Annotated in this window: 15 protein-coding genes; 4 read left to right on the top strand and 11 right to left on the bottom strand. The window is 45.6% G+C overall.

Going from position 1 to position 24,745, the window contains the following annotated elements:
• Nucleotides 1–6 precede the first annotated feature (6 nt).
• Nucleotides 7–1,968: a hypothetical protein gene (locus tag ABDW33_RS27305; RefSeq protein WP_343693281.1), complete on the top strand. Its 1,962-nt coding sequence runs from the start codon at nucleotides 7–9 to the stop codon at nucleotides 1,966–1,968.
• A gap of 120 nt (nucleotides 1,969–2,088) precedes the next feature.
• Here the strand turns inward: ABDW33_RS27305 and ABDW33_RS27300 are convergent, their stop codons facing one another.
• Both ABDW33_RS27300 and ABDW33_RS27295 read right to left on the bottom strand, forming a co-directional pair.
• Nucleotides 2,089–3,099: an RNA ligase (ATP) gene (locus ABDW33_RS27300; RefSeq protein WP_343693280.1), complete on the bottom strand. Its 1,011-nt coding sequence runs from the start codon at nucleotides 3,097–3,099 to the stop codon at nucleotides 2,089–2,091.
• Between the two features lie 374 nt (nucleotides 3,100–3,473).
• On the bottom strand, nucleotides 3,474–4,745 hold the full coding sequence (locus ABDW33_RS27295; RefSeq protein ID WP_343693279.1) for a hypothetical protein: 1,272 nt from the start codon (nucleotides 4,743–4,745) through the stop codon (nucleotides 3,474–3,476).
• Between the two features lie 49 nt (nucleotides 4,746–4,794).
• Here ABDW33_RS27295 and ABDW33_RS27290 point away from each other — a divergent pair, with 49 nt between their 5' ends.
• Nucleotides 4,795–7,245 carry a hypothetical protein gene (locus ABDW33_RS27290; protein ID WP_343693278.1) on the top strand — a complete coding sequence of 817 codons (2,451 nt, stop codon included), beginning with the start codon at nucleotides 4,795–4,797 and terminating at the stop codon, nucleotides 7,243–7,245.
• A gap of 108 nt (nucleotides 7,246–7,353) precedes the next feature.
• Here the strand turns inward: ABDW33_RS27290 and ABDW33_RS27285 are convergent, their stop codons facing one another.
• The 5 genes from ABDW33_RS27285 to ABDW33_RS27265 all read right to left on the bottom strand — a co-directional run bounded on the left by ABDW33_RS27285 (nucleotide 7,354) and on the right by ABDW33_RS27265 (nucleotide 13,912).
• Nucleotides 7,354–7,731 (bottom strand): DoxX family protein, encoded by a 378-nt coding sequence (locus ABDW33_RS27285; protein ID WP_343693277.1) that lies wholly within the window; start codon nucleotides 7,729–7,731, stop codon nucleotides 7,354–7,356.
• Nucleotides 7,728–8,684, bottom strand: a complete 957-nt coding sequence (locus ABDW33_RS27280) for an SRPBCC domain-containing protein (RefSeq protein WP_343693276.1) — start codon at nucleotides 8,682–8,684, stop codon at nucleotides 7,728–7,730. The genes ABDW33_RS27285 and ABDW33_RS27280 overlap by 4 nt, the downstream gene beginning before the upstream one ends.
• Complete coding sequence (locus ABDW33_RS27275; RefSeq protein WP_343693275.1) at nucleotides 8,684–9,001, bottom strand: metalloregulator ArsR/SmtB family transcription factor; 318 nt, start codon at nucleotides 8,999–9,001, stop codon at nucleotides 8,684–8,686. Before ABDW33_RS27275 ends, ABDW33_RS27280 begins: the two co-directional genes overlap by 1 nt.
• Nucleotides 9,002–9,131: 130 nt before the next feature.
• Nucleotides 9,132–10,892, bottom strand: a complete 1,761-nt coding sequence (locus tag ABDW33_RS27270; protein ID WP_343693274.1) for a RagB/SusD family nutrient uptake outer membrane protein — start codon at nucleotides 10,890–10,892, stop codon at nucleotides 9,132–9,134.
• Nucleotides 10,893–10,897: 5 nt separating this feature from the next.
• A complete protein-coding gene (locus tag ABDW33_RS27265) occupies nucleotides 10,898–13,912 on the bottom strand; it encodes a TonB-dependent receptor (RefSeq protein WP_343693273.1) in 3,015 nt (1,004 codons plus the stop codon).
• Between the two features lie 834 nt (nucleotides 13,913–14,746).
• On the opposite strand from ABDW33_RS27265, the gene ABDW33_RS27260 reads away from it, so the two are divergent.
• On the top strand, nucleotides 14,747–15,172 hold the full coding sequence (locus tag ABDW33_RS27260; protein WP_343693272.1) for a hypothetical protein: 426 nt from the start codon (nucleotides 14,747–14,749) through the stop codon (nucleotides 15,170–15,172).
• A 262-nt stretch (nucleotides 15,173–15,434) separates the two neighbouring features.
• Here ABDW33_RS27260 and ABDW33_RS27255 read toward each other — a convergent pair whose 3' ends face one another.
• The 4 genes from ABDW33_RS27255 to ABDW33_RS27240 form a co-directional block, all read right to left on the bottom strand.
• A complete protein-coding gene (locus ABDW33_RS27255) occupies nucleotides 15,435–16,925 on the bottom strand; it encodes an RICIN domain-containing protein (protein ID WP_343693271.1) in 1,491 nt (496 codons plus the stop codon).
• A 90-nt stretch (nucleotides 16,926–17,015) separates the two neighbouring features.
• Nucleotides 17,016–18,710: an RICIN domain-containing protein gene (locus ABDW33_RS27250; RefSeq protein WP_343693270.1), complete on the bottom strand. Its 1,695-nt coding sequence runs from the start codon at nucleotides 18,708–18,710 to the stop codon at nucleotides 17,016–17,018.
• Between the two features lie 238 nt (nucleotides 18,711–18,948).
• On the bottom strand, nucleotides 18,949–19,533 hold the full coding sequence (locus tag ABDW33_RS27245) for a Crp/Fnr family transcriptional regulator (protein ID WP_343693269.1): 585 nt from the start codon (nucleotides 19,531–19,533) through the stop codon (nucleotides 18,949–18,951).
• 8 nt (nucleotides 19,534–19,541) lie between these two features.
• The gene (locus ABDW33_RS27240) at nucleotides 19,542–20,552 is read right to left on the bottom strand and encodes an NAD-dependent epimerase/dehydratase family protein (RefSeq protein WP_343693268.1); all 1,011 of its coding nucleotides are present in this window, start codon (nucleotides 20,550–20,552) and stop codon (nucleotides 19,542–19,544) included.
• A gap of 176 nt (nucleotides 20,553–20,728) precedes the next feature.
• Here ABDW33_RS27240 and ABDW33_RS27235 point away from each other — a divergent pair, with 176 nt between their 5' ends.
• Entirely contained in the window at nucleotides 20,729–24,742 is a 4,014-nt protein-coding gene (locus ABDW33_RS27235) for a hypothetical protein (protein WP_343693267.1), read from the top strand.
• Nucleotides 24,743–24,745: the final 3 nt, after the last annotated feature.

Below are 24,745 nucleotides of genomic sequence, written 5' to 3'. Positions count from 1 at the left end.
GATGATATGAGACTTGCAGTCATAGACATGGGGACCAATACATTTCATTTGCTGATAGCGGAAGGAGTAGATAAAATACTTTATAAAACTACTGTACCGGTATTGTTAGGACAGGGGAGGATCAACCAGCACATGATCATTCCTGAAGCCATGGAAAGGGGAATTCGTACTTTGATACAATTTAAATCAATCATCGATACCTATCAGGTAGATGTCATCAAAGCGGTAGCTACATCTGCGGTACGCAGTGCAGATAATGGGCATGAGTTTGTAGCTAAAGCTGCTGCGATAGGGATTAATATAGAAGTGATCACAGGAGAAGCAGAAGCAGATTATATTTTCAATGGTGTCATGGCGACAGGCCTGATCCGGCAAACGACCCTGGTTATGGATATTGGTGGCGGTAGTACAGAATTTATTATCTGCCATCCGCAAGGTGCCCTCTGGAAGAAAAGCTATAATATTGGTGCTGCCCGGCTCATGCAGGCTTATTTTCATTCAGATCCAATGAGTGAATCTGAACATCAGGCAATCATCGATCACCTCGACAATACTTTAGCAGATTTAAAAACAGCCAGCGCGCAGTATAAGCCTGCTTTGTTAGTGGGATCCGCTGGTGCATTTGAATCTTTTGCGGCCTTGTTAAATGATGGGAATGAAATAGGTGATGTTGCTTCAGCTACGCTGGATGTACAAAAATACAAAGCAATATCTAAACGCTTAATCGCTTCTACACACGCAGAAAGAGCCCGGATGAAGGGGTTGATCTCGTTGCGGGTAGATATGATTGTCATTGCGGCCATCATTACGGATTATGTTTTGGAGCGATTGAATTTGCAGCAGCTAAGCCTGTCTGCTTACGATCTGAAGATGGGGGTGCTGGCTAAAATAGAAAATTATCAGCATTTGCACGACGCTGCTGTTCAACTGGCAGCAGCGATAGATCTTACTGATGCGGCCGGGATTGAAAGGGATGCAACACAGGTGATTGCTTATATCGATGCGCTGCTGGACTTAGGGGGAGATCCCCTCACGCTGAATGATCGTAAGTTCACATTATGGAACTATATTGCCAGCTTTGCGGCAGATAAACAGATCATCGCAAAATATAAATCACTTGCACTGGCGCAGGCCAAAAAGTGCATTGATGAATACCTCACAGCTGATAAAAGGGCTCATCTGGCCGATATATTTACGCTGCAAGCAAACCAGATCGGGAGGTTCGCTTTGGAGGATGAGGAGGATAAAGCCCAACAGTTAACTGCTAATGCATATATGACCCGGGTAGCCCACCTGGCTGACTGGGGCCATCATACATATTTTAAAAACACGCATGCCCACTTATTACTGAAAATCGGTTATGCAGAAGAAGCATATCTGATCATAGCCGCAGCTCCTGCATCAGATGCTGGTTTTAATGAACTCAGAAGACATCGGGAGATCAGGTACATCGTCGAGAAGAAAAAACTGGTATATGATGAAGAAAAACAACACCTTGTTCAATTTAAGTATCCGGCTCATCCTTTAGTCAGGGAGCATGCTGAAAGCATTATTGCGATCAGGCACCGTATGATCGTACTTGAACCCGGACAGGTACTAAAAACATATACACCTGATGATATTGAATCATTTGAAAAACAGTCAGGAATGTCACTGCCGGACGAATTTAAAGTGTACCTGATGGAACTTGGGAGTGGGGGTAAAGGAGGATATTTTATAAGTAATATTCCCGGGTTGGAAGAAATAATACCTTCAGAAGACAAAGAAAAGATCTTCATTGGTATGTCAATTCATGAAACCGAAGTATTCCTGTTGAAGAATGGGGAAGTATGGGCTGACCTTTCGCCATGGGAGATGGTAATAGGAGATCCTTTTCAACCTGCTACAGTTCCAACGTTGAATTTCCTGGCATTTATAGCAGGAAGTCTGAATAACAAGGATTGGCTCACATTTGATAATTGGCTTTAAATAACATCAGGATAAAGATAAAAAACTCCGGTAGAATAATTAGTCACTCATTGTATGTTTTAAAACTAACTTTAAAACGGAAACAAGTCACTAATCATTTACCGGAGCCGGCATTAAAAACTATTCACCATACTTTAGCAGGAACTCAGGATTGATCGCTTTGAACGTAACCCTGTTATGAACAAAGTGATTGTTGTACAATTCTATCTTTTCCTTTACAGGCCGGATCACGATACCCTCAGCCCAGGCATCAGCACAGATCGTACTTTTCATCGTCGCCTTTTTTACCAGTGCTTCGATATCATTTTCCAATGCGTAGTCAGTCGCTAATACAGGCACGGTGTGCAGTTCCAATGACGCCATCAGCTCCGTGAACTGATCGAAATCGAGGTATGCGGAGTTGTCAATATCAAATGCATTGAAGAACCGGATATGCTGGCCTCTCAGCTTCATCTTATTGCTCTGAATACCTTCACCGATCATTTCACCCTGCAGGGCAAAGTTACCATTCAGTGATCTTAACTTGCCTTCTATATCCAGTTCCCTGGCTACTTTCCACAAGCTGTTCTCTGTATCTTCCAGCAGCTCCAGGTTCCTGCTACATACGCCAAACTCACCGTTGCTCAGGAAGTAAGTAGTAGAGCTACCATCCAGCTTTTCCGTGATGTAGCACGTTTCACCTACATATTTATCAAGCACATCCTGCAGTACCTGTACCCTTGTTTCATCCGTTTTGGGAATGAAGCCGGGAAAGGCGCCTTTTGCGATGCCGTTCAGACAGGCAGGCATAGGAGGTTCATATTTTGTAATGCCCAGTGCATCTGTGCAGTCAGCGCCTTCTTCCACTTCAAATCCTGCAGGCAGGAAGGAGAGAGGGAATGCAATACCCTGGGAGATCTGGCCTCTCAGTCTTGCGGTCTTAATACGCATGCCTCTGGGACGTAAAAATTCAAATTCAGGTTTTGCGGGCATTAAGCAATCAATCTCGCAGTAGATGCAGAGATCTCCGGGTTGAAATTCATTTTTCTTTACGACTAACTGCCAGCCAAGCACATAGGCTTTCTCTATGGCATCAGCACCTTCGATAGGTTCCAGTTTTTTGATCCTTTGGATACTTGCTAGTTTTCTCATTGGTTCTACAGGGTTGGGATTAAAAAAGAAAAGCCCCGCAATTGCTTGCGGGGCTTGTGTTATACAGAATAAGGTAATCCTTTATTTATCAGTACAATAAGCCCTGCAAATCATCCACGGACGATATACGTCTGCGATGATTATTTGTGCTATTTGTTGTACTTGTTTCATTTTGGCTTGTTATAAGTTTTGCGGATGCAAAGCTAGAACTTTTTTTTAATACGAAACAAACTATTTTGTAAAACTTAGTAAATCGAACTGAATCAAATTGAATCAAATTCTGCTGGCAGCATATAATTCCTCACAGTGTTACCATTGAAAAGTTTGCGGGGACCTGGCTTTTTTGGAAATAAAAATGAAATTAAATTGATTCACTACTTTATAAAATCCGCCTTTATATTTTGAAACTCCGGCTGTTGTTCAAAACGTTTTCTATCTTTAAATCCATTTTTTACTGCCTGCTTCAACTCTTTCTGTGCATCCTCCACATCTCCCGCACGTGCATACAGGATAGCAGAAAAATAGTTGGCCTCACTATTCGTGGGATCTGCCAGTTCATAAAGATCTACAAAATGTCTTGCCACGTCATTTACATTACTCGCCAGGTAATGATTGCTTACAGAATAAAACATTAAAGACAGATAAGCCAGCAAGCGCTGATTCATGGGGCCTTCAGCCGTGGTAAGTTTTGTGCCGGCATTAAGTGCACGGATTGTAGCTGGCCAGTAAGCAGTATCTTTTGTTCCCAGGTTGGCATTATAGGCTTCTTTCGTCTGCTGCTCTTTTAGGAGTACGGCCATCTGTTCCTGTGACTGTGTTTTATATGCCGGGTTGCTGGTGATGAAGTCCAGCTGGTTTTTAAAGAATGCATCATTGGGCATATAGCTGAGGAGTAACCGGCATTCCATCTCTGCTTTCAGGAACTGATTCGCCTGTACTGCCATTTCCATCCTTGTCCTGGTTTTAGGCATGAAGTCTGGCGGTGCGGCCCCTTCATCCGCTTTTATACCGGCAAATGCCACATCCATCGAAGTAGCTGGTGCCCACTCATGTTTACCGTCATACGAAATGAGGTGATGTTTCGTCGTCGTTTTATCCAATGCCATATGATATGCCAGCAGGTCTGTGAGATTCAGGTCTCCCTGTCCCGCCAGCGTAGTATAAGTAAACGGAAAGTTCCCCGGAGGTGTGCCATCCGGCAACCCGGCACCATTGACAATCACGGATTTAATACCCGGATGATTCAACGCCACATAACCTGCCACCTTTGCTCCACCCGAAAATCCCAGTGTATAGACATGTTGGTTATCAATGGGCAACCGCTCACGGGTATCTTTTTCCAGCACCTGCCAGATGTTTTCCGTTGTGCTCCAGTCGTTTCCGTTCTTTGAGTTATTGCTACCCACCAAAATATAGCCGTACTTATCTGCCAGGTCCTTATAATTCTTCAAAGGCAATGCCCCTGCACCATGTGCATCAAAGCAATAGACGACCGCCCCTTTGGTATTGGCGGGTACGTACACAGCATATGACTGTGATGGATCAGCCTTACAGGCTACGGTGTCAACGATTTTCCCGGTGGGAAAAGATTCATGACTACTGCAGGCACTCACCTGTAGCAAAAAAAGGAGCAATAAACATCTCATGGCATAAATTTAAAACATATTATCTTCACAGTCTATAAAAACCATTATTGTGAGCTTCAAAACCTTGCCACTCAGGCGTGCCCTTCAAACCGATATGCTAGACGCCCTGTCAACTGACTATGACCTGTTCAAAGAACAATGGGATACTTTACAAGTCAGGATTTACGAAGGAGATACTGTACTGAACGAATTTTTAGACCTGCATGACCTGTACTATGAACAAAATATTGCCGGTATTATTGTAAACGGGCACCTTACCGTTAATGCACCCATTATCGATTTTGAACTGGATACCTACAGTTCTTTTCTGCTTGTAAACGGCTCTCTGCAATGTAAAGGCCTTGCAGCCGGTTGTGCGGAGATCATCGTTGACGGCGACGTTACCGTTGCTGATGTAATGGTTGCCTATTACAACCATGGTAATATAGTCGTATCCGGTGACCTGCATGGGGAGTTGCTGATCATTGACGACCATGGTGCCACTATTAAAGGAAAGATCAACGCAGCGACGTATTGCCGGGGATGGCAGATTCCGGCAGCTGACTATACCGACTGGAAAAAGATCCTCTTACCGGAAGTGGCTGCGCAACTGCTGGATGAGGACAACTACCTCTTTGCGGGGGATGTTCGCTTCCTGCAGCTATTACAGGGAGATGCACCTGTGTTCAGACCTTTCTTAAAGCAGATCTCTGCGGAGAATAATCCACCGGAGCAAATTGTAGGCTTTCAGGACATTAAGCCATTGGTACAGCACTTACCTGCCCGGTATGAAGACTACCCAATGGCAATGGCGGAAAAGATGCCGGAGCGGGATGAACTGAAATTTCTCTTTTACAATGGTACAACCGTACTCGAAGAGCTGGACCTGGACGATCCCGATTACTTTGCCATTGTAGTAGCAGGAGACCTGATTGTAAAAGGTAACATCCTCAACGAAAATACGGATGGGGCCTGCTCACTCATCGTGTTGGGCAACCTGAAGGCGAAGAATATCATCGTAGGCGGACAGCTCGTATATGTAACGGGGTACGTTGCGGTACAGGAGTTGCTGATGGGGATCTATAACCACGGCGAGTTTACCAGTCAGTCATACGTTTGGGCACCGGTTGTTATTGCAGATGACTACCGTTTCCAGTTTGACGATTTTGCCAACGTAAAAGTGCTGGATTTTAATGATGATGATGACAAGGAAATCATTAAAGAAAAAGTAATTGACGAACTGTTTGATCAGGAAGACTGGTTTATTTATTACAGTGTGGTAAAGGAAGGCCGGCCCCTGTTGAAACCAATTATCCACCGCCTTGTTATTACCACGGAAGACTTCCAGACCCTGCTGGATGTACCTTTATTCGGACCTGATCAGACACGCATCGCCATCAATGAAGATGGCTGGCATTTTGCCCTGAACAGGGGTGGTGAGATCGATGAAGACGGAGATGAGGTCCCCGCTTCAATCACCGCTATCCATACCGAAAAGGAAAAGAACTTCTTTTGGTACCTCACGGAAGACAACACTGTTGGAACGCTGACAGAAAGTGAGAACGGACGTTGGGTAAGTGCACCTGCCGATATGCAGGAAGAAGGGCTGAAAACCTTTTCCATTATGGAAACGTACGTAAACAGGAAGGTTACCTGGAATAATAAACTCATCAAAACTATAGACAAAGATAAACTCTGGAAACTGATCTGGATGTTCCGTAATACACCAGATGAAACGATCTTCCAGGGAATGGCAATAACTGTTTTCAACAGGGTATTGTATGCAGCGGCACATCCATATGCCTATATCTTTGCAAAGTACCGTGATGAAAGTGAACACCGGGGATTGGCGGAGAGCCCCTATTGGCTCACGGGTGCGGCATTGCTGGATGGATTGATCCTGGTAGGCCTGGCACAGGAGATCACAAGATCGGTGCCCTTGTCAGCCCGGGTGGACGAGTTAAATGACATCCTGGTTTATTATTGGGGAGTAAATATGCAGTTGCACGAACGGTTTGTAAATGACCCGATAGACAAATCCTTTATGTGCGGACTGAATGGTATGTTACTGGAAATGCAGGGTGCGTTGTTAAGACTGGATGTGGGTGTTGGCTCATTTATCATCGCAGGTATGCATATCAAAGATATCGACATTTTGAATGAACTGATGCATCCGTTTGGTGTGTATCCTAAATACTTTACAGATGCAGACGAAGAAGAGGAAGCGGCGCTGAAAGAGATCGCAGAGGAATTAAAGAAAGCAGATCTTACACAGATGCATGCTGCCCGTGTACATATGCCAAAGTTGTGGGATTATGTATACAATGAAAGGGGAGATGTAAAGTACTGGCAGGAATGGATCGATGATTTACAACATCAGATTGAAATAGCAGCCGGATCTGCTGCATTGTTCAGAGGAGAAGAGGATGCACCGTCTATGGAGCCGGAACTGGACTATTGGTTGACCTGGTGTGAAAAATATGAAGCAATTAGTGAGGAGTGTAATATCATAATGGAATGAGAATAGTATAGCTACGCCGTAGTCAGGAGCCAATTACAGCAGGCAAAACGGGTATCTCTCAATGGATGTTGGAGATACCCGTTTATAGTTTATAATTTAAGCAGGATCTTACCTGATCATTGGCAGGTATTTCTTCCAATTCTCAATGATGATCCACAACAATATTGCCCAGATCACCCCCACCATCGGCAATCCGCTGGGTGCCACCGTTGCATGTGTGAGCGCTACACCCACCATTACAGGAAATATAACGATCGCACCGAGCGCCCTTGTCCTTGGAATAATGATCAGGATCCCTCCCAGGATTTCTGCTACAGCAATCAGCGGCATCAGCCAGGAGATCTCCATAAATGCGGCATTATCGGCCACTAACGCTGGAGGAAGATCTTTAGGTTCAGGCATATAGTGAAAGAACTTGGCGAATCCGCCATTAAGGAGCAACAGCCCGAACAGTACAGATAGAATGTTAAAGATTATTTTCTTCATATATTTTGGTGGTTTATCATCCAGTTGATACCAAATTTGTCGGTAAGGCTACCGTAGTAAGCACCAAAGAACATATCCTGCAATGGCATCGTTACATTTCCACCTTCGGACAATTCATTGAACAATCGGGCTGCTTCTTCTCTGGTAGCAGGTTCCACACTGATATGCATATTATTGCCCTGCGTCAGGGTGAATCCCATTTCTTTGGGTGCATCTGTACCCATCAGGATATGGCCGCCCACCAGTGGCAATTCCACATGAAGGACCATTTTCTTAACATCCTCGCTTAAATTTTCCTGACCTGGTACCTCACCCAAACGCTGTATACCATTTACGAATTCTGTCTTGAAAATGGATCTGTAAAAGTTAAATGCTTCTTCCGTATTACCTGGGAAATTTACATAAGAACATACCCTTGCACGGTTATCCGGTTTCTTTTGTTTACGCAGGTAGAACTGTGCACTGATGTACTGATCCAGGTTCTGTAAGCCCATGGTGAAGCCTTCTTTGAAGCCCATCTTCACTAATGCCTCCAGGTCTTCCAGTGCCTTGAATTGCAGCTCGCAGGTCACTACCGTGGAATCTTCCTGCCCGGCATTGAAATTATTTGTCCAGTGTGTACGTGGAAAGGAAGTATTCACCACACCATTTTCATCGCAGAATGCATCGATGCCTGCATACTGTTTTTCCGGTTGAATGGTTTCATAGTCGAAAATGCACCAGTGTTTTTCATTTTCAGGGCTCACCATGGCGTAGTGCCATCTGCCACCTTCCCTGAAGTCCATAGATTTCGTCTCTACCCGGTAAGGTTTTGGAGCCCACCACTGGTCCAGGATGTCTGCTTCTGTCCATGCTGCCCATACGAGGTCTATAGGGGCATCAAAAGACCGCTCTACCCTGATCTTTTTGTTAGCCTTGTCTACATCGAAGTTAAAGAGGATTGCCTTATTCATTACTTTTTCTTTTTGAGGTTTGCTAATAGGTTATCTAGTTGCTCAAAACGTGTTTCCCACAGCTTGCGGAACTGTTCGAGCCATTTGTCAATTTCTTTCATTCGTTCGATTTCAAGGTGATAATAAATCTCCCGGCCCTGATACTCCTGCTTTACTACCTCGCATTCCGTTAATACCCGCAGGTGCTTCGACACTGCCTGACGTGAGGTCTGAAAGTGTTCTGCAATGCCGTTCGGCGTCATTGCCTGCAATGCCAGTAATCCTATAATAGCCCTTCTGGTCGGGTCTGCAATGGCCTGGAATATGTCTCTTCTCATGAGTTAGGTTGTTTGTGAAACCATATGGTTGCAAATATATGTGAAACCAATCGGTTTCGCAAAATAAATTACAAAAAAAATAGCCCACCAGTGATGGCGGGCTATTGTATAGCATGATTAAACCTGGTAATTAGTAACCCTGGTTCTGCTTGAATGCGTTGCTGGCATCCATGGCAGACTGTGGGATGGGATACACCCTTCTGTAAGGCTGAGAAGCAGGTTTTGCACTACCTGGATCTGCTGCTTCGAACTTACCGAAGCGGATCGCTGATTTTCTTCTCCATTGTTCCCAATACATTTCAAATGCAATCTCATTGTACAGGGTGTTTGCATCCAGCGAAGTGATAGCAGTACCCGGTGTACTGTTATAATATTCTTCACGTGTCCTGCTTGTACGCAGTTTGTTGATGTCTGCCATTGCCAGGCCGGTCTGACCGTTACGGAAATAAGCTTCTGCACGCATACAGTATATACCACCCAGGCGGTATAATGGAATATCTACATTGCTGGAGCTGTTATCTTTTTCAGGATCGAACTCAAACTTGAAGATACGTACACCACGATTGATCTCTGCCTGTGTGAATACAGATTGTGCAGGGTTATCAAAGTCCAGCGCCGGCGTAAAGTCCATCGGCAGGGAGGTGTTTTTTTCACAATACAGTTTCTCTACTGCAATTCTGCCGTCGCTGGTCGTTTTCAGGGAACCACTTGCCAGCAGGATCGGACCATACTGCTGACCAGCCAGGAAACCACGGTTAAAGTGGAACCATGGCAAATTGCTGTTCGCTACCAGGCTGGTGGCAGGTACGCTCACATCGGTACCATCGTTTTTGAACCAGGTACCGTCAGCATACTGGTACTTGCGGGAGAAACGAGGATCGTCATGGTTGTTGTCCCAGGTGGCATAGAACGTAGGTGTAGTACAGGTTGCATTTGTACCCCTGTTTTTGGCGGAAGGCTTTTGGTTCCTTTCCATTGGCATGTAGGCAATGCTGTTACTGCTGCTACGCAGGTTATTGATGCTCTGCGAAACCACGAAGATTAATTCCGGACGGCCATTGTTATCGATATCAAAGTTCTTGAAATAGTTTGTTTCCAGAGAGAACATGTTGTTATCGATCAGCTGTGTCGTATAATAGATCACTTTGTCCATATCTGTTCCGTTACCATCCACAGCAGCTTCAGTGAAGGAAAAACTGTTACCATAACGGTTTTTAAACACAGCACGGTTCATGTACATATCTGCCAGCAGGGCATAAGCTGCCTGTTTGGTGAAACGGCCATTGTGTGTGCGTTGTTCTTTCAGGTTGGCGAGGTCTGGAATGATCGCTTCTACTTCCCTGATCAGACCATCGATCGCAGTATCTGCGGTTTTCACTTCCAGTGGTGCATTGGCCACATATGGGTTTCTATATGGTGCCTGACCGTACAGATCCAGGGTATGGAAGGTATAGAATGCGAGCAAACCTCTTGCTTCGGCGAGGAACAGTTTCTGATTTGCATTACCATTTGCCTGGTAGGCACTGGTAATAGCAGTCAGTGATTTGGTAATACCGCTGTTCAGGTTATTCCAGCCATTTCCTACGAGGGAGTTATCAGGTCCCCAGGTAAATTCGTGAATAGCACGATAGATACCACCATCACCCCAGTCACTACCACGGGTAGGCAGCAGGGCCTCGTCTGTAGGGTACTCCTGTAAACCCCAGACGTTGTTATGGTCTGTAAAGGTGGAGCTACCCAGCTGGCCATAAGCAGCAGCTATGGCATTTTCAGGATTTGAGTTGTTGGAACCCAGCACCTCATCAATCACTTTTTCTTTCAGGTCAGTACAGCTTACCATCGCTACAGTAAGCGCAATACCCATAAATGTATATAACGATTTCTTTCTCATTTTTCTTAGAATTTAACGGTTGCACCTAACAGGAATGTCTTAGCGGCAGGATAAGTAGTGTAATCAATACCGAGGGACTGGTTACCGCCTACGGTTTTGGTTGTATTCACCAACGGATCGTAACCGGAGTAGCCACTGATGGTCCACAGGTTCTGTGCACTTACATAGAGGTTGAGTGACTTCAGCCAATCCTGGTGAGGAATAGTCAGTGTATAACCCAGGCGCAGGTTTGCCAGGCGAACGAAATCTGATTTTTCCAGGTACAGGCTTGACAACTGAACGGGGTTCGTTGTGCTGGCGCCTGCATCATAGAATTTTCTCAGTACGTTACGGTCAGATGCAAGGCTGTTGATATTCAGATCCAGTGCAGTATTGTTGACCAGTAAACCACCTGTCTGGCCTATGAAGTTGAAGCCGAGATCAAATGCTTTGTAACGCAGGTTACTGTTCAGACCAAAGTTGAAATTAGGCAGCGCACCCTGGAAGATTTCCCTGTCATCAGAATTGATAACGCCATCTTTGTTCCGGTCTTCGAAAATGTCTTTACCATCTTTGTCGTATCCCAGGTGTTTCAGCATAAAGAAAGAACCTGCTTCATAACCATTCTTATAGATGTTTGCATTTACACCAGACAGACCAGGACCGGAGATGCTGCCGGAGTAGAGTTCAGATACAGGCAGATCTTTGATGGTGTTACTCAGGGTAGAACCGTTTACATCCATTGTCCAGCTGAAATCTCTGGTGCGTACCAGCTGGGTACCCAGTGAGAATTCGAAGCCTTTGTTCACGATACTTGCATCAACGTTTTTCCATACTGTCGTGGTCGGGCTGAGCGGACCAGAAGGAATGTTCAGGATTGGATCTTTCGTTGTCTTGTTGTAATACTCGAGTGAACCATACAGTTTGCCTTTGAAGAGGGTGAAGTCCAGACCGATGTTCAGCTGTTCAACCATTTCCCATTTCAGGTCCGGGTTAGCAGTACGGTTCACCGTTACACCATTTACCAGGTTCAGGTCATTGTAGAGGTAATAACCAGATCCGGCAGAGAGGGAGTAGCTCGCCTGTGTAATTTTGTTAGTCACCTCCTGGTTACCCGTCTGACCCCAGCTGGCACGGAGTTTCAGATCCTGTACCTGGCTGATGTCTTTCATGAAGTTTTCCTGGGAGATGGTCCAGCCCAATGCGAAAGATGGGAAGTAACCGTATTTGTTATTGTTACCAAAGCGGGTAGAACCGTCTGCACGTAAAGAAGCGGTGAACATATAGCGGCTGTCGTAGTTGTAGTTGATACGACCAAAGCCGGACTGCAATTCATTCTCCTGTGCATAACCGCTAGGTGTGGTGGAAGTACCGGAATAGCCGGGGTTGTACTCAGGCGCAATACCTACACCCTGAGCTGCGATACCCTGCAGGCCATAAGTGGTACCAGAGAAAGTGAATTTCTGGTAAGAGAAACCGCCCAGTAATTCGAGGTTGTGTTTGTTGAACGATTTGTTGTAAGTCAGGTAATGCTCAACCAGTGTAGTCAGGGACTTCAGGTTGTTCTGCTGGTAAGCACCACTTGGTTGTCTGTCGGTATAGTTAGGGTAAATAGTTGTGTTACGCTCAGAAGTAGATTTGTCTACACCATAGTTAAAGCGGTAGTTCAACCCTGGCAGGATCCTGAAGGCTGCTTCGATGTTACCCAGTACACGGAAGGTGTTGGTATGATCGTCCCAGATGCTCAGCAGGTACGCAGGGTTGTAGTGTGCGTTCATGTTGAAGTTGGTATAAGCTCCTGTGGAGTCGCGCAGGGAACGGGTAGGGTTCGCCATCAGTGCGTGAATGATGAGCTGTCCATCGGAACCTGCGGTGTTACCATTAGGGATACCTGTTTCATTGATATCGCTCGCAGTCAGGTTCATCTTTACCGTCAGCCGTTTGTCGTCGAGGAAAGATTCTTCTGCATTCAGTCTTGCAGTGGTTCTCTTGAAGCTGCTTTTTTGAACGATACCATCCTGTGACATGCGGGACAGGGAAGCGAGGTAGCTACCGCTGTTAGATGTTTTACCGAAAGAGACGTTGTGGTTCTGGAGGAACCCGTTGCGATAAATTACATCCTGCCAGTCGGTATTCCCTTTGTGATCGTAGGCCGGAGATACCAGTGCTTTGCGGTATTCCGCGGCATTGAGTACATCCAGTTTTTTGATCACTTTAGAGTTCCCTACATACATATCATAAGTGAGGGTAGGAGCGCCTTTGCTACCGTGTTTGGTAGTGATCAGCACGACACCGTTAGAACCTCTTGCACCGTAGATAGCTGCAGCAGAGGCATCTTTCAGGATGGTCATGGTTTCGATATCGCTGGTGTTCAGGAAGTTCAGCGGGTTCTTCGGTTCGGAGGAACCGAGACCGAAATCAGGACCGCCTGCACTCACGTTATCGTTACTCAATGGTACACCGTCCACAACGAAGAGCGGTGTACTACCACTACGGATAGACCCCACACCACGGATAAATACATCCACACCAGCACCTGGTTCACCGCTGGACTGAGCGATACGTACACCGGATACTTTACCCTGCAGCATATTGTCTACAGAGATAGGAGCACCCTGCCTTATATTATCAGCTTTCAACTGGGTCACAGCGCCAGTTACATCAGCTTTCGTCTGGCTGCCATAACCTACTACGACTACCTCACCCAGCTGGCTATTGCTGCTGGCTAAAGTCACTTTCATAGATCCGCTGGTAGCTGGAATAGTTTGTTGAGTGTAGCCAATAAAGGTGAATACAAGTTGATCTCCTGGATTGGCGTCGATAGTGAATTCTCCCCGGTCGTTGGTTGTTGTCCCTTTGTTGGATGCTACGGATTTGATAGATACACCTGGAAGTGGTGTGCCGTCTGGTCCTACTACGATCCCTTTTACAGGTGTCTGGCGAATAGCCTGTTCATAGATACTGTGGGTGCCCGTAGCTGCCATGGCGGGGCTTGCGGCCGAAAGCCATACGGCTAGCATTAAAAGTAATTGATTGTTCATTGCAATCTGCTATTATGCTTGATGTTAAAAGACATAGAAAGTCCTGGCCCGGTGGGCAGTGATTAGTTTTTTATCAGGTTGTATGAATGCGTAAAGTGGTATGCTACCAGACGATACACGCTAAAGAAACCCTATTGAAAATACCACAATCAGAACGCAAAGGTGCGCAAGCGCAAAATTCAAATAATCATATAGGCAATTACCTTTTTAAGGTTCATCTAGGCGACTACTCGTTTAAAGTTCATATAGGCGACTACCTTTTTTAAAACAGTGTGTAATGATAGTGCGCTTTCGGGAATTTGTTGTTAATTCAAAGTTAAGGTTACTTTAATTTAAAGTATTTAAGATTGCCGGGCAACTTTATTTGATGAGTATTGGTACTACTTTTTGACTGCCGGCGGAAAAAGGGGACGGTGTTTAAGTGTTGATTCAGTGCGTGTTTTAGCTATTTTATGGTCTTGATAAGTGAGCCGTACTTGCTGTGGTTTTGAGCATTTTTGTGTGAGGGGGATTTGGGGGCATCTTTTCTTTAAATCAGGATGGAAGGCGGCTTTTTTTGTGATGTGGTGAAATTTTCTAATGGGACAGCCGGGGTGAAAATTATCCGGCTTCTATTATAATATATACTTGCAGGGAAAGGGCATAGTTTCCAGCTCCGGTAGCAAAGGGGGCTTTTGGGGAGTTGATATTTATTGGGATACCGGTATGATAATAAAAATCTTATCTGCCAAATTCCAAATGTGTTCTAAATTTACCAGGTACTTATTTTTATATATAAGATGGCTTTTAGCTTAAGCCTGAAGTTACCAGATTTGCAAACAAGAACTCTAAATTATGGTACGGTTCAAGGGCCTAACCTTTCTGATAGTGGCTATTACCAGCCTGAAAAGCCTTAATTATTACGGCAGTAACGGGATCATTATCGAACAGCACGAAACTGCAATGACAGCAAAAGGAAGTCAGATGAGGGCAGATGATACGTTGTTGTTGTCAATTAAGGATTACAAAGTTGTATCGCTGGAAGAGCATGTACTGGACATCGAGGTGATAAATAATCAATTGGTTGATTTGATTAAAAATGTAAAATATACTATAATAAAAATTGAGCTTCCCGAGGGGAATAGAATTGCAAAAGGGAATGATTTGCTGAGCTCTTCTATTCCTAAAGCGTGTGATTATTTTTATCCTTTGGTCAAAGGGTATGTAAGTTTTGTAAATAACAGGATTAATTTTCGAAAAGTACCTGGTAAAATCACGTGAAGTTGCAGGAGGAGAGTTGGATCTACTACCACTTACACACAGTTGCATTCTTATAGATCATATCCTGGCTGGTCGGTTAGACGAAGCAACCGGTCATAAACAGTTAGCAATAATAATTCAGTACTGAAAAGAGGTTGTATCAAAATTAAAATTTCCGGATTTAATTCGGATACCTGATGGAGAGGAATTTTGAATACTGAATTCTCAATGTCTTCAAATTACTTTTGGTACAACCTCTTTTCAGTAGATGAGCGCCGCCAGTTTATTTAAACGACCATAATTGATTGCTTCCTCCATTATTCTCATACTGCGCGACCGCAGTACCTGGTGTTACAGAAAGTGCGGGTATTTCCAGTACTTTGCCGCTTTGTACACCAGTAATAGTATAATAGCCATCTGCATTTTTAGTAATGATCCACTGCTGGTTGTCTCCACCATTGTAATCATACAATTGCAGCGCGGCACCATTGGCAAGGGATTGCCCTTTTATATCCATTGATTTTCCGCTCTGTACACCGACGATTTTATACCGGTTATTCCCTATGCCCGTTACCTGCCAGTGCTGATTTGCTCCTCCATTATCTGTGTATTGTTGTATCGCAATACCACTGGCCGTGCCCTGCCCGGCTGCATCCATTACAAGCCCACTGTTCTTGTTGACGATGGTGTAAACACCATCTGGAATCACCTTTGTCCCTTTTACATACGGGGCTAATACCGCTTGTAATAACCCGGCAATTTTGAGATGTCCTGATTCACTTGGGTGCAGGTTATCTTCGAGGTAATCAGCTGTGTTTTGCGAAATCCAGCCTTCCGTATTTACATAATGGATCTTCTTATCACCTGCCGCAATACGCGCCGCTACAGCCGCGGCAGTAGGTTGTGAGCGAATACCGAGGAATGTGCGCAATACAAAGATCTCAGCCTGTGGGAACTTTGTTCTGATTCCACTTAACAGATACTCATATACTGCCTGGAAAGTAGCATCTGAATCCTCATAATCACTGTCATTTGTACCCAGATTAAGCACAATGGCCCTGGGCGTGTACCTGGAGAAATCCCATGCTACACGGGGCATGTAGTTCGGTGGTTGTAATTTGAAGTACTGGCTATCCATCGCAACCCCATGCCTTGGGCTGCTTACCAGTGCAATACCGGGATACGCAATCTGCGTATGTTCAGCACCCAGGGCTTCAGAACAGATCCATGCGTAGTCTGATACATTGGCCTGCTCATCAAGGTAACCGGCAGTTATAGAATCGCCGATATATTCAATGAGATAGTCGGAAGCAGCTGGTTTGCTGGTGGTGGCTCCCGCGTCCAGGATCAGTCCCTGGAAACTAAAGAGGTAATCGTAATCTTTACCCTGTGCGATGCTAAGGGTGTGATTGCCAGCTGACAGTGGGGTAGCCGTAAGGTCGATAATGCCACCTATGTCCTTATAAGACACCCATGGACCACCATCTATGCTTGCGTAAAAGTTACTTTTGTTGGCGGTCTGCAGCTTTACAGTAGTACCTGTAAAGTTGACCCTGATATATGCGCCTCCCCAGTAGGCGTTGAATTTCGTGCTGTCGCTGAAATCCCACCTGCCGAAGTAGAGGATGTTGGTGTCTTTGAGGCTGCCGTAACCAGCAGCGGGAGCTGAGAATGCCAGTTGGTTTGCTTTGAGCATATTGTCATCATTTACGCCTTTCCGTGTGCAGGCACCAAGGAAGAGAATGAGCAATATTAGGATATAATTGCGTAGCATGAAATGTGTTATTTTGAAGTGGGCTATTGTAACATTTTGTAAGAAGCAAAAGATCGCTTCTCTGTTGTCAGGAAGCGATCTTTTGTGTGTTTATAATTTTGTAATAATCCACTGTTGGTTGGCACCATTATTCGCCTGGTACTGCTCAATCTTAGTACCTGCGGCAGTGGAGAACGCCGGTACTTCCAGCAGCTTACCACTCTGTACCCCCTGGATCGTAAAAGTACCACCTGTAGCAGGCGAAATGATGAACTGCTGGTTCGCGCCACCATTGTAGTCATACAATTGCAGTGCAGCACCGTCTAACAGCGATTGCCCTTTAATGTCCAGTGCCTTGCCGCTCTGTACACCGATGATCTTGTAATGGTCACTACCCAGGCCCGTGATGGTCCATTGCTGGTTCGCTGCACCACTGTAGCTATATTGCTGGATAGCCGTTTCATTGGCAGTGCCCTGACCGGTGGCGTCGAGTGACAGGTTACTGTTTTTGTTAATGATCTTGTACGTGCCATCGGCAAGCGGCCCACTGCCACCAATGATGTGTTGTGTAGGATGCGTAGCCTGGTAAGGAATTTCTCCTTTGATCATCCTGCCTGCATCATGTACAAGCCTGAGGTAGAAATCAGCAGAGACAGCAACGCCATCCTGATCAAGGTTCACAAATGTGCTGTTGACAGGTGTCTGAGAGGCATTCTCTGCCACCTTGAAAATAGCCGTTCCTTCATTCACTTCATCGAACATCGCGATATACAGGCTATGTACGCCTACCTGTTTCATTACGGCTACCTGTGCCCAGAGGAAGTCACCGTGATTACGGGGTACTTCATTCAGCGGACTGCTGGCATTGGAATTATGGAAAGAGAAGCCCGGATAAGCAATTGGCTGATAATCCATACCATGTGCCGTACAATAGTCAAAGTCGCCCTGGATCCATGGCTGGTAAGTAGGTCCGACCTGTGCCGCCACAGCCCATGGAGCGAGCATGTTGAATGAACTGTAGACAGTCGCAAAGTTGCTGCGGGAGAAGACATTGGGTATACGCCAGTCCATCGGTACGCTACCAATTACATAGTAGCCCTGATTTTTGAACCAGTTGATCACGTCCAGACATTGTGCAGAATCGCCGGGCCCGGGAGCAGGCGCGCCCTGGTAACCCATACCGAAAATGCAGATGACAGGTTTACCATTTTGTTTGGCATAAGCAGGAGAAGAGAGCAGATTTAGAGAGCCTAAAATGGTATTGGTAAAATCGGATTTTAAACGTTCCTGCATGTTGACATCGCCCGAAACATCGTACATGATATAGAACTTACGGCCGGTGGCTTCGGCGGCAGCTCTTACTTTTTGCGCCATGCCATCCCGCATGGACTTAAATGCCGGATCGGCCAGTTCTCCGGAAAAACGCTGGAGTGCAGCGGCATCAATACCGTTTTCCTGCATCCATCTGAAGTGGGTGTTTACGGTCGACTGATCATAGGAGGAGAACATCTTCGCAGTGTCTCCATTGGCCAGCTTTGGGAAAGTGCTGGCATAGGTGATTTCGTATTCACGCATATCCGGCCACATGTCCAGGTTCTGGTGTGTCCACCTGTTTACGGCAGAGCCATCGCCGGGTGCATTAAACCATCCCTGGTAGCCTACGGTTACTTTGCCGACTACGTCTCCGGCAGGGGAGATGGCAGCAGTTGTTGCGGCGACAGTAGTAGCTTTTTCCTGAAGGTCTTTTTTGGTACAGCCAGATAATAGGGCAAGCAGTAGCCCTGAGGCGAGAAAGGTTTTCATCATAAGAATATTGGTTATTTCTGGAAGCGGGTTGGCGAATACTATGCCACTTTAGCAATGTTTTGCGAATGAGGTGATTGTGAAAATTGGATAGGCAGGAACATTACGGTATTTCGTGAATCTGATGGGAGGATTGTATGATATTTTATGAGAGGGATAAGGTGATGGTTGCTGGATGAGCATGCCTGGATATATAATATGTTTGAATGAAATAAGCAGGTACGTGGAATGATGTGCTTAATCATTTATGTTCATTCATCAGCTTCCTTCGGATACGGCTCAGGCTTTCTGGCTTCATCCCCAGGAAAGAGGCAATATATTGCACCGGTACATTATGCAAAATATCCGGGTAGTGAGTGATCAGGTTCATGTATCGCTGTTCAGCAGTCAATGTGGCCAGTTCTTTAGATCTGTTTTCATTGTAGGTTATAGATTGCTGAAATACATGGATACTGAAATCTTTCATGACATCACTTTCTGCGGTCAGCTGATCCAGGTCTTCTTTCGTAATGCGCAGCAATTCACAGTCCGTTATACATTCTACATTTTCCTCTGCCCGTGTCTGGTTGATGAAATTAAAATAGGAAGTAAAGAAACCGGGAGGGCAATTGATATGCGTCGTGACTTCATCGCCGTTTTCGTTGTAGTGAAAGAGGCGCAGGTAACCGGATACGATATAGTAAAGGTAGACAGGTACTTTACCTGCTTCTTCCAGGATACGGTTTTTAGGATATAGCACTGGTTCGAAATATTTCTCTATCGGTGCCATATCCTTTTTCTGCAATGTTATCGTAGCAGCGATATATTCCAGCAGTTTTTTATGCATACACAAAGTTACAATAATTCTCTATGTTCCATAAGGTAAGCCAGCGCTTCGGTAACAGCCTGTTTAGGGGGCGTAGGATGGAAGCCTAATTCTTTTCTTGCTTTGGAGATATCGAAGTTCTGCTGTAAGCCGGAGAACATGGCGATGTCTTTTCTTGTGAGCAGGGGGGCTTTGTTGCGAATGCGGGCGGAGAATTCCATGATACCTGCGATGGCGAAGAGCATGAACCGTGGTACCGTGCCGGGGATTTTTATTTTCAGTTCAGGATATAGTTGCTGTGCGAGTTTAGTAGTATCTGTAATGGTCATGCATTCTTCATTCGCCAGGATATAACGCTCACCTGGTTTTCCTTTCAGGGCTGCGAGGTAGCAACCTTCTGCCACGTCTTTTACGTCTACCCAGTTCAGGGTAATGCGCGTATCCATCGGGATCTGCCTGTTGAGGATAAGTTTTAGCACACCATAGGATACATTTAATGGCAGGAATGCTTCGCTGCCGATCATGGCAGAAGGCATCACAGACACGAGCTCAATACCCAATTCTTTGGCCAGTTTGAATGCCAGTATTTCCCCGTCATTTTTTGAGTTGTAATACATATCCCGGCGATCAGGATTGTAGCCGTTACTTTCTTTGGCAGGCAGTTGGGTGTAGTTCAGTGCAGCGATGGAGCTGACGTACACAATGCGTTTCACGCCTGCAGCGGCAGCTGCTTCGATGGTGTTGCGGGTGCCATTCATGTTGACATCGTAGATCTCTTTTTCAGGATCTTTTGCCCAGAGTTTAAAGGAGGCGCCTACGGCATAGAATGTATCAACACCCTGCAGGGCTTTGACAAAAGAGGCCTTGTCGGTAATGTCCGCCTGTACCACTTCGCAGTCCAGACCGTGGAAAGGAGTTTTGTGATGGAGGTTCCTGACTGTGGCACGTACAGGAACACCTTTTTTAATCAGCAGTCTTACAAGGTTGTTGCCCAGATGTCCGTTTGCGCCAGACACCAGTGCTAAGTTCTTTTGCGGCATTGTGTGTATTTTTGATAACACAAATTTCAGCGCTGCAACAATGAATCCACTTGACTTTTGTTAGTTAATCCCCGTTTTATTCCATCTTGCACCATAGGATATTTGTAGAAATAATTAAATATTTTCTTATGAAAAAATAGTTATATATTCAGATGATTGTTTGAAACCTGATAATAATGAAGTTTAATCGTAACCCTATACCTGTACTACAGCAATTGTGGCTGGTTATCCTATGTCTGTTTTACCCGGCCTGGTCACTGGCAGGTTCCGCACCGGATACAAACTATGTAGCAGGTATATTCAAAGAAATACAGGATAGCGGGCATTATGTAAGTGCCCTTGGCGCCCGGGATATGGACCATTTACCAGTAGGTCTGGTGAGGGAGATCAACGGCAGAACATATGTCATTGCTATCGACAGTGCACGGTTTACACCTACAGGTGCTTATCTGAACGCCTATTTCAAATTTACATTTCCGGGTACAACGCGGGAGCTGATCTTTGGCGGAAAGAATATTGCTTTCACTCCCGCAGGGATAGGCGCGGCAGGTACCACAAGGCTGGTATTGTTAAAAGATCAGCTTATTGCCCTGAACGAGCACGTTAATGTCGTTTTTCCAGGGGATGGGAGGACTTATGTTGATTGGGATTGTAACGGCTTTAAAGGGGCTAATTTAAGCGGGGTATTTGAATTTGATTCCCAATGGCTCACACCCGCCGACACTGGCGTGAGCCAGCTGAAAACAACCTTGCAGGTATATGTATCTGACTTCAATGATATTATTGCCGGGATAGATCTGCCGGCGTTTCATATCGCAGGACTGAAGGACTTCAGTTTTAAGGTGAGGCATGCGGTGGTGGACCTGAGCGACCTGGTGAACCCTGAGGGGCTTTTAGAACCGGATGTGTTATGGAGAGGGTTTTATTTACAGGAGCTGGAAGTAGCGCTACCCGCGCAGTTGGGTCGCCCTGTGGTGAAGGTAAGTGACTTTGTGATAGATGATGAAGGGCTTAGTGGAACGGTGGTGGCGAAGGATGTCATTCAACTGGGTGATGCAGGGTTGAGTGGATGGCCGATATCGATCAGCCAACTGGGGATCAGCTTCAGTAGGAACAGATTAAATGGAGGTACTTTCGGCGGGCAGTTGCAGATTGATTTTTTGGGGAAAACACCGTTGGACTATGAGGCAGCTGTGAATATGAGAGGACAGGAGCCTTACTATTCATTTGCGCTGGCGATATCGGAAGATCGGAAGTATGAGTGTTTTGCCGGTGAGCTGCTTTTAGATAAAAATTCACGCATAGAAGTAACAGATTTTGTGCCGGTTGCTACGCTGCATGGGCGGTTGAATATCAATAAAGGCGTCTTGAACATACAGGGCATTGGTTTCCAGCACCTGGTGCTTTCTACACAACCGCCTTATGTGCATAGCGGGGTTTTCTCCCTGAGTGGGAATAGCAGTAAAATGGCGGCATTCCCGGTTTCATTTGATGATATTCAATTAGGTATTGCAGAAGGGAAAGTTGCAATTGGTGCAGATGTGAAACTGAACTTCATGAACGCGGCTGATAAGGGGTTTAGCGGGTCCACTTCGTTTTTGGTAACAGACGGGAAGGTGAGTATCAGTGATATTCATCTTTCAGTGGCAGTGATGGCGTTTAAGTTGGACGGAATACTGACGCTTTTTGATAAGCATCCGGTTTATGGCAACGGTTTCAGGGGCTATTTAAAATTTGGATTGCCGGGTCCTGTTCCCGAAGCGAAGGCAACGGCGTACTTTGGGTCAAAGGACGATTACAGGTATTATCACGTAGATGCTTATGTGGGTACGAATATTCCTATACCTCCTATGTTAAACCTGACCGGGTTAATGGGCGGGCTATCTTATCATATGGAAAGGCCGGGCAACTTTGATGCGTATGGCGCAAGAAATAGGGTGGACCAGCAGGGAGGTCTGAAGGAGCAGGATGAGATCTTCCAATATATTCCTTCGAAAGAGGCTGGCCTGGGTTTTATGGGAGGAGTGTCGCTGGCCCTGGTAAAAGAAATGATCGTGAATGTGAATGCATCGCTGGAGGTGCAGTTCAGCACAGATGGGGGCTTTCGATACGCACAGTTTGACGGGGACGGGTATGTATTGCATGTACCGGTAAAAGCGCCTGCAAAGGATGATGGTGCACCGGTCCGCATTACATTGAAAATGCGGTACGACAATGTGAATAATACATTCGATGCGATCGCAAAGACTTACATCGATTGTTTTATGAAGGGCAACGGGGAGAGTGCTTTTCATACCGGACCTGATGGCTGGTACTTTTATATAGGCAGACCTTCGCAGATGTTTAACCTGGATATTGCCGGGTTAGCGCATGCAAAAGCTTATTTTATGACCGGGTCTATGGTAGAAGATATGCCGCCGTTGCCTAAAGAGGTCAGTGAGGTATTGGATGGCTACAATACAGCATCGTTCCCGTTGAAGTCTGGAGGAGGATTGGCTTTTGGCACACATTTTTCTATGGGATTCAGCTTTGATTATGGGGTGTATGGAGACTTTAATGTAGGAGCAGGTGCTGATATTTGTTTGCGTGATTATGGAGATGCCCGTTGTAAAGGCAGTAATGAAGTAATAGGGATCAATGGTTGGTATGCGTCAGGACAGGCATATGCTTACCTGAATGGAGAAGTCGGGATACGCGTGAAGGTGCTGGGCAAAAAGAGAGGATTTCCTATCGCTAAGTTAGCTGCAGCTGTGTTACTGCAGGCAAAAATGCCGAATCCCTCCTGGATGAAAGGAATGGTAGGAGTGAAGTATGCGGTATTGGGTGGCATGGTAAAAGGGACGGCCAGTATCAAAGTGGAGCTTGGTTCGCAGTGCGGGATGGTAGATGCGAAGGAACTGGATCTTGCAATTATTAGTGACATCAGGCCAGATCCAAAGTCAGCTGAGGTGAGTGTATTTGCTGTACCCCAGGTGGCTTTCAATGTACCTGTTATGAAACCGTTTTCAATGTTGAACAATTTTGATGAAGTGGAGACATATCGGGTACAGGTAGATGGAATCACTTTATTCAATGATAAAACAATCCTCGCCGGTACAACCGACATTGCTGCTGATGGTACAACAGCGACACTGAATCTGAGAGATATCCTGCCGGCGGTTACAGCGCTCAATGCCACGGCCAGGGTACATATAGAACGGCAGGAGGGCGGTAGCTGGATCGCTTTGGAAGATAGCGAGATCAAAACAACTTCATTCACGACCGGGCCTGCGCCTGATTATATTCCATGGGAGAATGTGGCTTATGAATACCCGATAAAAGGGCAGGCGCATTTTTTACCAAAGGAAACGACAAATGGATATATTAAACTGAAACGCGGACAGCCTTATTTGTTCTCAGACCAGATAACTGTGAAAATGGTGGCTGAAAACGGGCAGCCATTGCATACAAACTTTACTTATGATTCAGGAATGGCACAATTGAATTTTGCCATTCCGTCCGGGATGATGAAGGAAACTGTTTACAGCCTGCGTGTCTTGAAAGAAAGTACAGCCACCAGCGATAATATGGTGGCTGGTTCCCGTATAGCGATTGCTTCGGCTGGAGATACTACCCATGTTACCGAGAATACCCTGAAGGGCGATGCGATGGGTACAGGTAGTAAAGAACTGTTGAGTTATGGATTCCGGACGAGCATGTATAGCACTTTTGTCGACAAAATGAGTGGTGCGGCTCATCCACGTGATTTCTTTGATGTAGGTGCCGGGTATATCAGTGTGATAGGACAACGATGGGATATGGCGGAGACCTTTGATTCCTTTGAATTAAGTGAGCTTGTATCGCTGAAAGCAAATACAAATAATAGCTGGTGGCAGCAGCAGATCATACCATTGATCTACAACAATACCATTCTTCCATTATCATTGCCATCAGCTGCTGTCTGCCTGGCCAATGATGATGTTACAACCGGTAGAGCCCGAATGGTCTACTATGTTTCCTGTGAGGCCAACAAAGACTATCATACACTCCTGAATAAAACCGCACGCGTTCAGCCTTCATCGCCACTGCTGAATAGTCTGTATCCTGATTTGCAGCGGAATATCTATTACCCTGTAGATATTGCATATCAGTTACCCGGCACAAATCATATTACATCATCCATCACCAAAAGTATTTTTTACAAACTGTAAATA

It is taken from the genome of Chitinophaga sp. (genome assembly GCF_039596155.1).
In the GTDB taxonomy this organism is placed as follows: Bacteria; Bacteroidota; Bacteroidia; order Chitinophagales; family Chitinophagaceae; genus Chitinophaga.
Note: the sequence above shows the minus strand (reverse complement) of the source record. Positions and strands in the feature narration are given on the sequence as shown.